Source organism: Pseudozobellia thermophila, from assembly GCF_900141855.1.
Classification (GTDB): Bacteria; Bacteroidota; Bacteroidia; order Flavobacteriales; family Flavobacteriaceae; genus Pseudozobellia; species Pseudozobellia thermophila.
Genome location: NZ_FQYU01000003.1, coordinates 312,641 through 324,961, shown reverse-complemented (window position 1 = coordinate 324,961; position 12,321 = coordinate 312,641). Strand labels below are relative to the sequence as shown.

The window sequence follows — 12,321 nt, the reverse complement described above, 5'->3', positions numbered from 1 at the left end:
GGTATGGGGAACTAATTCTAATAAAAAATAAATTTTAAAGTGTTATCGATCACCCTTTATTAAGTTTTGTAATTTTGTAATCTTAAATATAAAACAATCTTTTCTAAACTCCCTTGTTTTGGGATAGTTTTAGGAAAAGTATCCCTTTTTGCACTTTTTGCGCACAAAGTTAATAACCTTACTAATATTCAGAACAATTTGAGCGATACAAAAGTTATTCTTGCCATTGCTAAAAAAACGATAGAGACGGAAAGTGCCGCAATATCAAATCTCGCAGATTTGCTTACCGACGAATTTTCACAGGCCGTTAACTGTATTGCCTCCACAAAGGGCAGGGTAATCGTAAGCGGCGTGGGAAAGAGTGCCATCATTGCCTCCAAGATCGTGGCCACGCTGAACTCTACAGGTACCCCGGCCATATTCATGCATGCCGCCGACGCCATTCACGGCGATTTGGGGACCGTCCAAGAAAACGACGTGGTCATATGTATCTCCAACAGTGGGAACACGCCCGAGATCAAAATGTTGGTGCCCCTCATAAAAAGGGGCGACAACAAATTAATAGCCATGACGGGCAACCTCGAATCCTTTCTTGCCTCAGAGGCCGACTTCGTGCTCAACACCTTCGTTGCCAAAGAGGCCTGCCCCAACAACCTGGCCCCTACCACGAGTACCACGGCCCAAATGGTCATCGGCGACGCCCTGGCCATTTCGCTCCTCGAGATCAAAGGGTTCACCAGCAAGGATTTTGCAAAATACCACCCCGGTGGGGCCTTGGGCAAACGCCTGTACCTAACCGTCTCCGATATTGTTCGGAACAACCTAAAACCTGTGGTAGATGTAAATACCGGGGTCAAAGAGGCCATCGTTGAAATTTCACAAAAAATGCTGGGTGTAACCGCCGTAACCGATAAGGGCCGGTTGGTAGGCATTATTACGGATGGCGACATCAGAAGGATGCTTAACAAATACGACAACATCAGCGGACTCATCGCCCGCGACATCATGACGTCGAACCCCAAAACCATTGCCGTGGATGTTCTGGCCATAGAAGCCCTGGAACTGATGCAGAACAACGGGATTTCACAATTGTTGGGAGTTGATGGAAATAAATACGTCGGTGTTGTACATTTGCACAATTTGATAAACGAAGGCATACTATAATGGCGAAGAAAAATAAGAAATCTCCCGACGAAATGTCGTTTCTTGACCACCTCGAGGAACTCAGGTGGCACCTCATACGATCAACCTTTGCCGTGGTAATAATCGGCAGCGTGGCCTTTTTGATGAAGGGGTTTGTCTTTGACACGGTCATATTCGGGCCTTCGAAGATGAGTTTCCCCACCTATCGCCTATTTTGCGATATTGCCACCTACCTCGGTTTCGATTCGGCTTTTTGTGCCGACAAACTGCCCTTTACCATTCAGAGTAGGCAGATGTCGGCCCAGTTTTCGATGCACATCTGGACCTCCATTTGGGCGGGCTTTATCGTAGGCTTTCCCTATATTCTTTACGAGCTGTGGAAATTTATCAGTCCCGGACTCTATGAAAAGGAGCGCAAGCATTCGCGCGGTTTCATCTTGATCGCGTCCTTTCTTTTTTTTACGGGGGTATTGTTCGGCTATTATGTAGTGGCCCCCCTTTCGATCAATTTCTTGGGCACCTACCAGGTGAGTCCGGATATCTTGAACGAATTCGACATCGACTCGTACATTGGCACGGTAAGATCGGCGGTCATCGCCTGTGGTATTCTTTTTGAGCTGCCCATAATCATATTCTTTCTGACCAAGGTGGGGTTGGTTACGCCCGAAATCATGAAGAAGTACCGAAAGATAGCCTTGGTGGTGGTTCTGATACTTTCCGCGGTTATTACGCCTCCCGACGTGGCCAGCCAGATCATCGTGGCCGTACCCGTGCTTGTCCTGTACCAAATAAGTATTTCGATATCGGGATATGTACTTAAAAAGGAAGCCAAAAAAGAGAAAAAAGCAAAGGAAAAAGGGTTAAAGAAAACGCAAACCTAAGGTGATACCAAAAGTTTCCCGTTTCTTTGGTATATCATAAAATACAATCGTCCGCTCAACAAAAGGAGCCGAACCTATGAAGTTACGCGCTGAAAACATAATGAAATCGTACCGCGGCCGCAAAGTGGTCAAGGGCATATCGCTCGAGGTCAACCAAGGAGAGATCATCGGTCTCTTGGGCCCGAACGGCGCGGGGAAGACAACCTCCTTCTACATGATCGTGGGCCTGGTAAAGCCAAATGGCGGCAAAATCTACCTCGACGACACCGATATCACCAATTACCCTATGTACAAAAGGGCGCAAAACGGTATCGGGTATTTGGCCCAGGAAGCCTCGGTATTTAGAAAGCTCAGTATCGAAAAAAACATCTTGAGCGTACTCCAGCTCACCAAGCTCAGCAAAAAGGAGCAATTGATGAAGATGGAGTCGCTTATCGAAGAGTTTGGCCTTGGCCACATACGAAAGAACCGGGGAGACCTGCTTTCGGGAGGCGAGCGCCGTCGTACCGAGATAGCCCGTGCCCTGGCCACCGACCCCAAGTTCATTTTGTTGGACGAACCCTTTGCCGGAGTCGACCCCGTAGCGGTAGAAGACATCCAGCGCATCGTGGCCCAATTAAAGAACAAGAACATCGGTATTTTGATCACCGACCACAACGTACAGGAGACCCTGGCCATAACCGAGCGTTCGTACCTGATGTTCGAGGGAGGCATCCTAAAATCGGGCATACCCGAAGACCTTGCGGCCGATGAAATGGTCAGAAAGGTGTATTTGGGCCAGAACTTCGAACTGCGCAAGAAGAAGCTCGATTTTTGATCAACCCTGCTTGGCAGTGAGGTTCACCCCCAACGAAAGCAAGACATAAAAGGCGATGATAAAGGGCACGGCCAGATAGCCCAAGGTAGTCAAGAGCACAAGGCTTACAATAATGAACACATAGCGCACCGCATTGTCCTTAAACCCCCAATTCTTGAATTTCAAAGCGAACAGCGCTATCTTGGCGTTCAGCAGATAGGCGCTCAATAGGGTCAGTCCGATCAAAAACCATTGATTGAGAATGATGGCGTTCAACACGTCGTTGTTCTGATTGAATAAGATCAAGGGCAAGGATAGGATCAACAAGGTATTGGCCGGGGTAGGCAAACCGATAAAGGACGAAACCTGGTTTTCGTCGATATTGAACTTCGCCAACCTATAGGCCGAGGCCAAAGTGATCAAGAACCCAAAAAACGGCAAGGCGCCAAAACTTCCCGAAAAGCCCCATGCCGATGGAATCGACTGCGTAAGACTGTCTGCGTTCCAACCTCCGGTCATCGACATTCCCAGCAACTGGAACATGACGATACCGGGCACCAGGCCGCTGGTAATCATGTCGGCCAAGGAATCCAATTGCACGCCCAACTCGCTCTGCACCCCGAGCAAACGGGCGGCCAAGCCATCAAAAAAATCGAAAAAAATACCTAGGAAAACAAACACTGCGGCAAGTTCGAGCTGGTTGGACACGGCAAATACCGTGGCTATACATCCACAAAAAACATTTAACAAGGTAATCAGATTGGGTATGAATTTCCTCATGGGACCATATAGATTTCAGTAAAAATAATACAATTTGGCTTCAATCATGCCAGACCATAATTTATTCGGATATTTGTGCAGCTAATTCTCGTAACAATTGACAAGGCTATTGAAAAAGGTACTATTTATTCTATTTGCGGCGAATTGCCTTCTGGCTTTTTCGCAAAAGGTAAAGCTGACCCCGCAATCGAAAATAAGCGTTATCACCTGCGGCCCCGGAGACCAAATCTATTCCACCTTCGGACATAGCGCCTTTCGGGTCGACGACCGTACCCAGGGCATAGACGTGGTCTACAATTACGGCACCTTCGATTTTACCACGCCTAACTTTACATTGAAATTTGCCAGGGGAAAACTTGATTATACCTTGGCCAGACAGGGTTTTCGGTATTTTCTCTTAAACTACGAAGAGGAAAACCGTTGGGTCAAGGAGCAGGTGTTAAATTTGAACCTGCACCAAAAACAGCAACTTTTCGATTACCTCGAAAACAATTACCTGCCCGAGAACCGCGACTACAAATACGACTTCTTCTACAACAACTGCGCCACCAAGATCTGGGACGTACTAAAGGACACTTATGGCGAAAACCTGCATTTTTCAGAAGACTATTTGGACGAGTACTACACCCATCGCGAACTAATCAGGCAGAACGTCGCCATCAACAGTTGGCTCGGTTTCGGGATCGACCTCGCCCTGGGATCGGTCATAGACGACCCGGCCACCCCGAAGGAGCACATGTTTTTACCCATATACACCATGCGGCAACTCGATTTGGCTACCTTGGGCGACCAGCCCCTTGCCTCCCTGCCCGATAGCCTTTTTGAGCCCAGGCCCACAAGGCCATCGGACCGCTTTGTATCAACACCCGCCTTTTGGCTGGCCTTGGTGTTTTTGGCCGTTCTGGCGCTGACCTATATCGATTTTAAGAACAATACGAGAAGGCGGTGGTTGGATTTTATCCTGTTTCTTGTTCCCGGGTCGATAGGCTTGATGATCCTGTTTTTATGGCTTTTGACCGACCATACCGAAACAGCCGGAAACCTTAACCTGATCTGGGCCTTTCCCCTACATTTTTTCGTGGCCTTTATCGTGGCACGAAAGCGCGGGCCGAACTGGGTCGCCCGTTACGCCCTGTTCTCCATAGCCTTGATAACGGTATGTGCCCTTATGTGGATGATCAGGGTTCAAATATTTTCACCTTTGATTCCCGTAGTTTGGCTGACCTTGGTCGCACGCTACTTCTTTTTATTCTGGTCGTACCAAAAACCAAAAATAGCCTAACCCATGAACTTGCTGACCGTAGAAAACATATCAAAATCATATGGCGAGCGCGTGCTTTTCGAAGACCTTTCCTTTGGCATCAACAAGGGCCAAAAGATTGCCTTGATCGCCAAGAACGGTACGGGAAAGACCTCGATTTTGAACATCATGTCGGGCAAGGACGCCCCCGATTCGGGCCAAGTCAATTACCGAAAGGGCATTCGGGTGTCTTTTCTCGACCAAGAACCCGACCTGAACCCCGGCCTTACCGTAGAAGAGACCATTTTCGCATCCGACAACGAAATCCTCTCCGTTATACACGCCTACGAAAAGGCCTTGGAAAACCCCGACGATACCGATGCATACCAAAAGGCCTTCGAGGCCATGGAGCGCTTCAATGCCTGGGACTTTGAAACGCTGTACAAACAGATCCTCTTCAAACTCAAGCTCGACAACCTAAACGCCAAGGTGGGCATGCTCTCGGGCGGACAAAAGAAACGATTGGCCCTGGCCAATGCCCTGATCAACAAGCCCGACCTCTTGGTGCTGGACGAACCAACGAACCATTTGGACCTCGAAATGATCGAGTGGCTCGAAGCCTACTTTACCAAGGAAAACATGACCCTCTTCATGGTCACCCACGACCGGTACTTTTTGGAAAGGGTATGTAATGAGATCTTGGAATTGGACGAGGGCCGGCTCTACCCCTACAAGGGCAGTTATTCGTATTACCTGGAAAAAAAGGAGGCCAGGCTGGAGCAACAGGCGGTCGAACACCACAAATCGCAACGGCTGTTCAAAAAGGAGCTCGAATGGATGCGCCGGCAGCCCAAGGCGCGAACCACCAAGTCAAAATCGCGTATCGACGATTTTAGCGCCATAAAGGAAAAGGCCAGCCAACGCCGCAAAGAACACGAGGTACAACTCGAAATAAACATGGAGCGGATGGGCAGCAAAATCCTTGAGCTTCACAAAATTTCAAAATCCTACCCCGAAAAGCCCATTCTCGACAAGTTCGATTACAATTTCAAGAAGGGGGAGCGCGTCGGCATTATCGGCAAGAACGGCACGGGAAAATCGACCTTCCTCAACATCCTATCCGGTAACGACCAGCCCGACGGGGGCAAGGTCGTTGTAGGAGACACGATCAAGTTCGGGTATTACACCCAAAGAGGCATCGATATCAAGGAAGGCCAGAAGGTCATTGACGTTATCAGGGACTTCGGGGATTTCATCCCCCTAAAAAAAGGCAGGCAAATTTCGGCCCAACAACTTTTGGAGCGGTTTCTCTTCGACCGTAAAAAACAGTACGACTTTGTCGACAAACTAAGTGGCGGCGAACGCAAACGGCTGTACCTATGTACGGTCTTGATACAGAACCCCAACTTTCTGATTCTCGATGAACCTACGAACGATCTCGACATCGTTACCCTCAACGTGCTTGAAAGTTTTTTGTTGGACTTTCCCGGGTGTTTGATCGTCGTTTCGCACGACCGGTACTTTATGGACAAAATCGTCGACCACCTCTTTGTCTTTAGGGGCAATGCGGTCATTGAGGATTTTCCGGGCAACTATTCCGATTTCAGGGCCTACGAAGACAGTAAGACCCTTGAGGAGCGCGGAGGGAAAGCGGCCGAAAAAGAACTCAAAAAGAAAGACGAAGCCCCAAAAAGCCAAAAAGCGAAACTCTCTTATTTGGAACAAAAGGAATATCGCAACCTGGAGAAGGAAATCGAAAAACTCGAAAAACAAAAGATAGAGATACAACAACGATTTGCCGACACGAGCTTATCGGGCGAAGAAATAGACCGCCTATCCATAAAACTACAAGAGACCATAGATACCATTGAAACAAAGACCGAAAGATGGTTCGAACTATCGGCCCTTTTGGAAGAATAGACCAAAACCAATAGACAATTGTACAGGCTTCTGCAATATTTAAGATTTCTGGCAGGCTCAACCAATCAGCACGGGGTGCACTCCCCTTTTGTCTTTGCCTATTTGACCCAATGCCTCTATACCAAGCCCCGACTCCATGGCCGAAAAACCATGGACGTACTCCTAAAAAGTATTCGCTATTTCAATGCCAAGCGTATCCAATTGCCCGAAAAGGGGCCGGAACGAGAACTTATAGCCAAGCATTTCCCCAGTACAGCAACGGTCAATGAAGCGGCGGATATCATTTATATGGATATCTTTAAAAAAACAACCATAGACGCCATTCTCGACAAGAAAAACAGTATCGGCAACGATTGCCTGCTCCTGATCGACAATATTCATGCAGACAAGGAAAAAAACAGTCTTTGGAACGCTTTAAAAAAAAACGGGAGGGTTACCGTAACCATTGATATGTTTTACTGTGGGGCCGTCTTCTTTAGAAAAGAACAGGCCAAGGAACATTTTAAGATTCGAATTTAAACCCCTAATTTTAACCTTATTTGAAAGTTATGGGCAAAAACACCATCTACATTGTTTTGGGCGTGGTCGTAGTCATCTACCTATTTATTTCGATGGCCAACCGAAGACGCGCCAAGGACAGAAAGTCCAGAAAATTTCTCGAAGGCTACCAAAGAAGGAAAAAACCGGAAAAGGAAGACGGTTCGAACTAGCCGTGCCTAGTCGATTTCCATTTGGTCCTTAGCAAGTAATATCAATGCCATAAGCAAAACACATGAAGATCTATACCAAGACCGGCGACAAGGGATCAACGGCCTTAATCGGGGGCACCCGTGTAAAAAAGCACCATATCCGTATCGAAAGCTACGGCACGATAGACGAACTGAACTCTTGGCTGGGCCTGGTACGCGATCAAGACATCGACCAACACCACCAAACGTTTTTGACCCAAATACAACGGGAACTATTTGTCATAGGGGCCATATTGGCCACCGACCCCGAAAAAGCATTTTTAAAAAAGGGCAAGAAAAGATTGGACATACCCGACTTTGCCGATACGCACATTCTATTGCTTGAGGGTGAAATCGATGCCATGAACGACAGTCTTTCGCCTATGACCCATTTCATTCTTCCCGGAGGCCACACCGCGGTGTCATACTGTCATATTGCACGCACCGTATGCCGAAGGGCCGAACGAGTGTGTACCCTGCTTCACGAAAAAGAACCTTTTGACCCCTTGATTTTGACATTTTTAAATCGACTTTCCGACTATCTGTTCGTACTGGCACGAAAATTGTCGGACGATTTAGGGGCCGAAGAGGTTAAATGGATGCCCTAAAAAGCGTCGGATTGTGCCGCCAAGAAGTTATTGAGCCATAAAAAGGGAGCAATAATTTGCAATTCTCTAATAATTTGATTATTTCTTCGTTATCAAACTATTAAAACAAAAATAATGCTGACAAATTAACCAATTTTACTTGGCTATATAAACAGAAAAATTATTTTTGCAAAAATTAAAACCGATTTACAAAAATGTATTGGACATTAGAACTAGCATCTTACCTAAGTGATGCGCCATGGCCGGCCACCAAAGACGAATTGATCGATTATTCCATTCGTACGGGTGCGCCTTTAGAGGTCGTCGAAAACTTGCAGTCCATGGAAGAGGAAGGCGGGGAGATTTACGAATCTATCGAAGAAATCTGGCCTGATTATCCAACGGAAGAAGACTACCTCTGGAACGAGGACGAATATTGATACAAGTCCCAAAAAAGCAAAAAAAGCCCCACTTGGGGCTTTTTTTGTTCGCTTTCAAGAGATTGGCCATCTATTTTATTACCCAAGAAAAATAGATATTCTTAGCCCACAAATTGCTAAATTCGCCATGTAAAAGGACCGACTTGGTCAAGTTCCCTGTAATTTTGGCAGTCAGAAAACCGTTTCAGGCCAAAAAGTAGTAGTGGAACACCTTTTGAAGGCCCAAAACAGTAAAAGAAAAAATAACACCACCAAGTGGTGCTTCAATTCTAAAGAAACAGCATGAGTTTTTTAAATTCGGTATTAAAGATATTCGTTGGCGACAAATCGGAAAAAGACGTCAAGGCACTTCAGCCCATTTTAGAACAGGTAAAATCCTTTGAAAAACAGTTGGAAGGTCTCAGCCATGACGAACTTCGGGCGAAAACCCGGGCTTTCAAACAAAGGATTGCCGAAGACATCAGTGATATCACGGCGAAAATAAAGGCCTTGGAAGAAGAGGTAAAGGCTTCCGACGACATCGACAAGAACGAGGAAATCTACGCCGAAATAGACAAGTTAAGGGAAGAAGCCTACGGCATTACCGAAAAGACCTTGAACGACATACTTCCCGAGGCCTTTGCCGTGGTCAAAGAAACGGCCAAGCGTTTCGCCAACAACAAAACCATTACCGTATCCGCCTCTGAGTATGACAGGCACCTGTCGGGCACCAAAAGTTACGTCGTTTTGGATGGCGAAAAGGCCATTTGGAGCAACTCATGGGACGCGGCCGGAAAAGAAGTTACCTGGGACATGGTTCACTACGATGTTCAAATCATCGGGGGTATTGCACTGCACCAGGGCAAGATCGCCGAGATGCAAACGGGTGAAGGAAAGACCTTGGTCGCCACCCTGCCCCTTTATCTGAACGCCTTGGCGGGCCACGGAGCCCATTTGGTGACCGTAAACGACTATTTGGCCAAAAGGGACAGTGCCTGGATGGCCCCCATATTTGAATTTCACGGCCTTTCGGTCGATTGTATCGATCACCACAGGCCCAATTCGGAAGGGCGAAGGGCCGCCTACAATGCCGATATCACCTACGGGACGAATAACGAATTCGGCTTTGACTATTTGAGGGACAATATGGCACATACGCCCAAAGACCTTGTTCAACGCCCACACCACTACGCCATAGTCGATGAGGTCGATTCGGTTTTGATCGACGACGCCCGTACCCCCTTGATCATTTCAGGGCCGGTTCCCGAAGGCGACCGGCACGAGTTCAACGAACTCAAGCCCAAGGTAAGCGATTTGGTCAACAAACAACGCCATCACCTTACCGGTGTCTTGGCCGAAGCCAAAAAGTTAATTGCCGAAGGCAACACCAAGGAAGGCGGTTTTTTACTGTTGAGGGTACACCGCGGACTCCCAAAGAACAAGGCCTTGATCAAGTTCTTGAGCGAAGAGGGCATCAAACAGTTGCTCCAAAAGACCGAAAGCTATTACATGCAGGACAACAATAGGGAAATGCCCAAGGTAGATGAAGACCTATTGTTCGTGATCGACGAAAAAAACAACCAGATCGAGCTCACCGATAAAGGTGTCGACTACATTTCGGGAGAACAGGACCGCGATTTCTTTGTAATGCCCGATATAGGGGCCGAAATCGCAAAAATAGAAAGCCAGAACCTCGATGTCGAAAAAGAAGCCGAACTCAAGGAAGAACTCTTTAAGGAATTTGGGGTAAAAAGTGAACGCATCCACACCATGACCCAGTTGTTGAAGGCCTATACCCTTTTCGAAAAAGACGTGGAATATGTGGTGATGGACAACAAAGTAATGATCGTTGACGAACAGACCGGCCGTATTATGGACGGTCGCCGTTATTCCGATGGACTCCACCAAGCGATCGAGGCCAAGGAAAACGTCAAGATCGAGGCCCTGACCCAAACCTTTGCCACGGTTACCCTCCAGAATTACTTCAGAATGTACAAAAAGTTGGCGGGTATGACGGGTACGGCGGTTACCGAAGCAGGCGAATTCTGGGAGATCTATAAGTTGGACGTGATGGAAATACCGACCAACCGCCCTATAGCCCGTGACGACAGAAACGATTTGATCTACAAGACCAAACGCGAAAAATACAATGCCATCATCGAGGAAGTAACAAAACTTTCCAAGGCGGGCCGTCCCGTTTTGATCGGTACGACATCGGTGGAAATATCGGAACTTCTTTCCCGTATGTTGCACATCAGAAAGGTTCCGCACAACGTATTGAACGCCAAGCTTCATAAAAAAGAGGCCGATGTAGTGGCCGAGGCGGGCAAACCCGGGGTCGTTACCATTGCCACCAACATGGCGGGCCGTGGTACCGATATCAAACTGACCGAAGAGGTCAAAAAAGCGGGTGGTCTGGCCATTATTGGTACCGAAAGGCACGATTCGCGTCGGGTCGACCGGCAGTTGAGAGGTCGCTCGGGCCGTCAGGGAGACCCCGGTAGTTCACAGTTCTACGTTTCTTTGGAAGACAACCTCATGCGGCTCTTCGGTTCGGACCGGGTGGCCAAGATGATGGACAAAATGGGCTTGGAAGAAGGAGAGGTCATCCAACACTCAATGATGACCAAATCTATCGAAAGGGCCCAGAAAAAAGTAGAGGAGAACAACTTTGGGGTGCGTAAGCGATTGTTGGAATACGACGATGTAATGAACGCCCAGCGCGAGGTGGTCTATAAAAGAAGAAGACACGCACTACAGGGCGAGCGCCTGAAGGTCGACATCGCCAATATGGTGTACGACACCTGCGAGGTGATTGTAGATACCAATAAAGCGGCAAACGACTATAAGAATTTTGAGTTCGAACTGATCAAATACTTCTCGTTCACCTCCCCTATTACGGAAAACGATTTTTCGAGGATGGGCGTGCAGGACATAACCCTGAAAGTCTACGACCATGTTTACAAGCATTACCAGGAAAAGATGGAGCGCAATGCCGCGACGGCGTTTCCGGTAATCAAAAAAGTGTACGAAGACAACAGCAATAAATTTGAACGTATCGTAGTCCCCTTTACCGACGGCATCAAAACCCTTAACGTGGTAACCGACCTACAAGAGGCCTACGAAACCCAAGGCAAGCGGTTGGTAAACGACTTTGAAAAGAATATAACCCTGGCCATTATAGACGATTCGTGGAAAACCCATTTGCGCAAGATGGACGAGTTGAAACAATCGGTACAACTTGCCGTTCACGAACAAAAGGACCCCCTTTTGATATACAAGTTCGAGGCCTTTGAACTGTTCAAGGCCATGATCGACAAGGTCAACAAAGAAGTAGTGTCGTTTTTGTTCAAAGGGGAACTCCCCACTGGCAACCCGAACGAGATACAGGAGGCCAGAAATGTTCGCCGGCCCAAGGAAAACCTTCAGACCTCCAAGGAGGAAATCCCCAACAGCGACGAAATGGCGGCCCGCAACAGGGCGGCAGGGGCTACCCAAGGGCAAAGGCCCCAAGTTACCGAAACAATTGTAAGGGAACGTCCCAAAATAGGCCGTAACGACCGGGTGACCATAAAAAATGTAATGAGCGGCGAAAGCAAGACCGTCAAGTACAAGCAAGCGGAACCTTTGATCGAAAAAGGCGAATGGGTGCTTACCGACGAATGATATTTTTGACATTAAGGAGCAAATAGTTCTTGATAACGGCAACCTAAAACCAAAGGTTGCCGTTCTTTTTTGCCAATAACCGATTATATGCGGTTGAATTTCAGATTATTTCTTATCTTTTAACAAGATTTAAGCTACATAACCCCTATCAAGGCCATATG

At 47.5% G+C, this 12,321-nt stretch carries 11 protein-coding genes; 10 read left to right on the top strand and 1 reads right to left on the bottom strand.

Translation table 11 applies throughout. The features are described 5' to 3' along the window. Positions 1 to 198 precede the first annotated feature (198 nt). The 3 genes from BUB37_RS11295 to lptB all read left to right on the top strand — a co-directional run bounded on the left by BUB37_RS11295 (position 199) and on the right by lptB (position 2,841). The gene (locus BUB37_RS11295; protein ID WP_072993588.1) at positions 199 to 1,164 is read left to right on the top strand and encodes a KpsF/GutQ family sugar-phosphate isomerase; all 966 of its coding nucleotides are present in this window, start codon (positions 199 to 201) and stop codon (positions 1,162 to 1,164) included. Next, on the top strand, positions 1,164 to 2,024 hold the full coding sequence (tatC, locus tag BUB37_RS11290) for a twin-arginine translocase subunit TatC (protein ID WP_072993585.1): 861 nt from the start codon (positions 1,164 to 1,166) through the stop codon (positions 2,022 to 2,024). The genes BUB37_RS11295 and tatC overlap by 1 nt, the downstream gene beginning before the upstream one ends. A gap of 76 nt (positions 2,025 to 2,100) precedes the next feature. After that, entirely contained in the window at positions 2,101 to 2,841 is a 741-nt protein-coding gene (gene lptB / locus BUB37_RS11285; protein ID WP_072993582.1) for an LPS export ABC transporter ATP-binding protein, read from the top strand. Here the strand turns inward: lptB and BUB37_RS11280 are convergent, their stop codons facing one another. After that, the gene (locus BUB37_RS11280; protein ID WP_072993579.1) at positions 2,842 to 3,600 is read right to left on the bottom strand and encodes a CDP-alcohol phosphatidyltransferase family protein; all 759 of its coding nucleotides are present in this window, start codon (positions 3,598 to 3,600) and stop codon (positions 2,842 to 2,844) included. Positions 3,601 to 3,709: 109 nt separating this feature from the next. Between BUB37_RS11280 and BUB37_RS11275 the strand changes: the two genes are divergently transcribed. From BUB37_RS11275 to secA, 7 genes are all read left to right on the top strand, one after another. Next, positions 3,710 to 4,882: an Lnb N-terminal periplasmic domain-containing protein gene (locus BUB37_RS11275; protein ID WP_244526808.1), complete on the top strand. Its 1,173-nt coding sequence runs from the start codon at positions 3,710 to 3,712 to the stop codon at positions 4,880 to 4,882. A gap of 3 nt (positions 4,883 to 4,885) precedes the next feature. Further along, positions 4,886 to 6,760 (top strand): ABC-F family ATP-binding cassette domain-containing protein, encoded by a 1,875-nt coding sequence (locus BUB37_RS11270; RefSeq protein ID WP_072993576.1) that lies wholly within the window; start codon positions 4,886 to 4,888, stop codon positions 6,758 to 6,760. A gap of 18 nt (positions 6,761 to 6,778) precedes the next feature. Continuing rightward, positions 6,779 to 7,279, top strand: coding sequence for a hypothetical protein (locus BUB37_RS11265; RefSeq protein WP_072993573.1), 501 nt, complete (start codon positions 6,779 to 6,781; stop codon positions 7,277 to 7,279). A gap of 29 nt (positions 7,280 to 7,308) precedes the next feature. Next, positions 7,309 to 7,470, top strand: coding sequence for a hypothetical protein (locus tag BUB37_RS21625; protein ID WP_170863155.1), 162 nt, complete (start codon positions 7,309 to 7,311; stop codon positions 7,468 to 7,470). 62 nt (positions 7,471 to 7,532) lie between these two features. Then, positions 7,533 to 8,096 carry a cob(I)yrinic acid a,c-diamide adenosyltransferase gene (locus tag BUB37_RS11260; protein ID WP_072993570.1) on the top strand — a complete coding sequence of 188 codons (564 nt, stop codon included), beginning with the start codon at positions 7,533 to 7,535 and terminating at the stop codon, positions 8,094 to 8,096. Positions 8,097 to 8,290: 194 nt separating this feature from the next. Next, positions 8,291 to 8,515, top strand: a complete 225-nt coding sequence (locus BUB37_RS11255; protein ID WP_013994285.1) for a DUF2795 domain-containing protein — start codon at positions 8,291 to 8,293, stop codon at positions 8,513 to 8,515. 282 nt (positions 8,516 to 8,797) lie between these two features. After that, positions 8,798 to 12,160: a preprotein translocase subunit SecA gene (gene secA / locus BUB37_RS11250; protein ID WP_072993567.1), complete on the top strand. Its 3,363-nt coding sequence runs from the start codon at positions 8,798 to 8,800 to the stop codon at positions 12,158 to 12,160. The last annotated feature ends 161 nt before the right edge of the window (positions 12,161 to 12,321 follow it).

What these genes read in the sequence shown, in the direction of transcription:
- tatC (WP_072993585.1), top strand. Translation starts at nt 1,164, where the DNA reads ATGGCGAAGAAAAATAAGAAATCTCCCGACGAAATGTCGTTTCTTGAC.
- BUB37_RS21625 (WP_170863155.1), top strand. Translation starts at nt 7,309, where the DNA reads ATGGGCAAAAACACCATCTACATTGTTTTGGGCGTGGTCGTAGTCATC.
- lptB (WP_072993582.1), top strand. Translation starts at nt 2,101, where the DNA reads ATGAAGTTACGCGCTGAAAACATAATGAAATCGTACCGCGGCCGCAAA.
- BUB37_RS11255 (WP_013994285.1), top strand. Translation starts at nt 8,291, where the DNA reads ATGTATTGGACATTAGAACTAGCATCTTACCTAAGTGATGCGCCATGG.
- BUB37_RS11280 (WP_072993579.1), bottom strand. Translation starts at nt 3,600, where the DNA reads ATGAGGAAATTCATACCCAATCTGATTACCTTGTTAAATGTTTTTTGT.
- secA (WP_072993567.1), top strand. Translation starts at nt 8,798, where the DNA reads ATGAGTTTTTTAAATTCGGTATTAAAGATATTCGTTGGCGACAAATCG.
- BUB37_RS11260 (WP_072993570.1), top strand. Translation starts at nt 7,533, where the DNA reads ATGAAGATCTATACCAAGACCGGCGACAAGGGATCAACGGCCTTAATC.
- BUB37_RS11270 (WP_072993576.1), top strand. Translation starts at nt 4,886, where the DNA reads ATGAACTTGCTGACCGTAGAAAACATATCAAAATCATATGGCGAGCGC.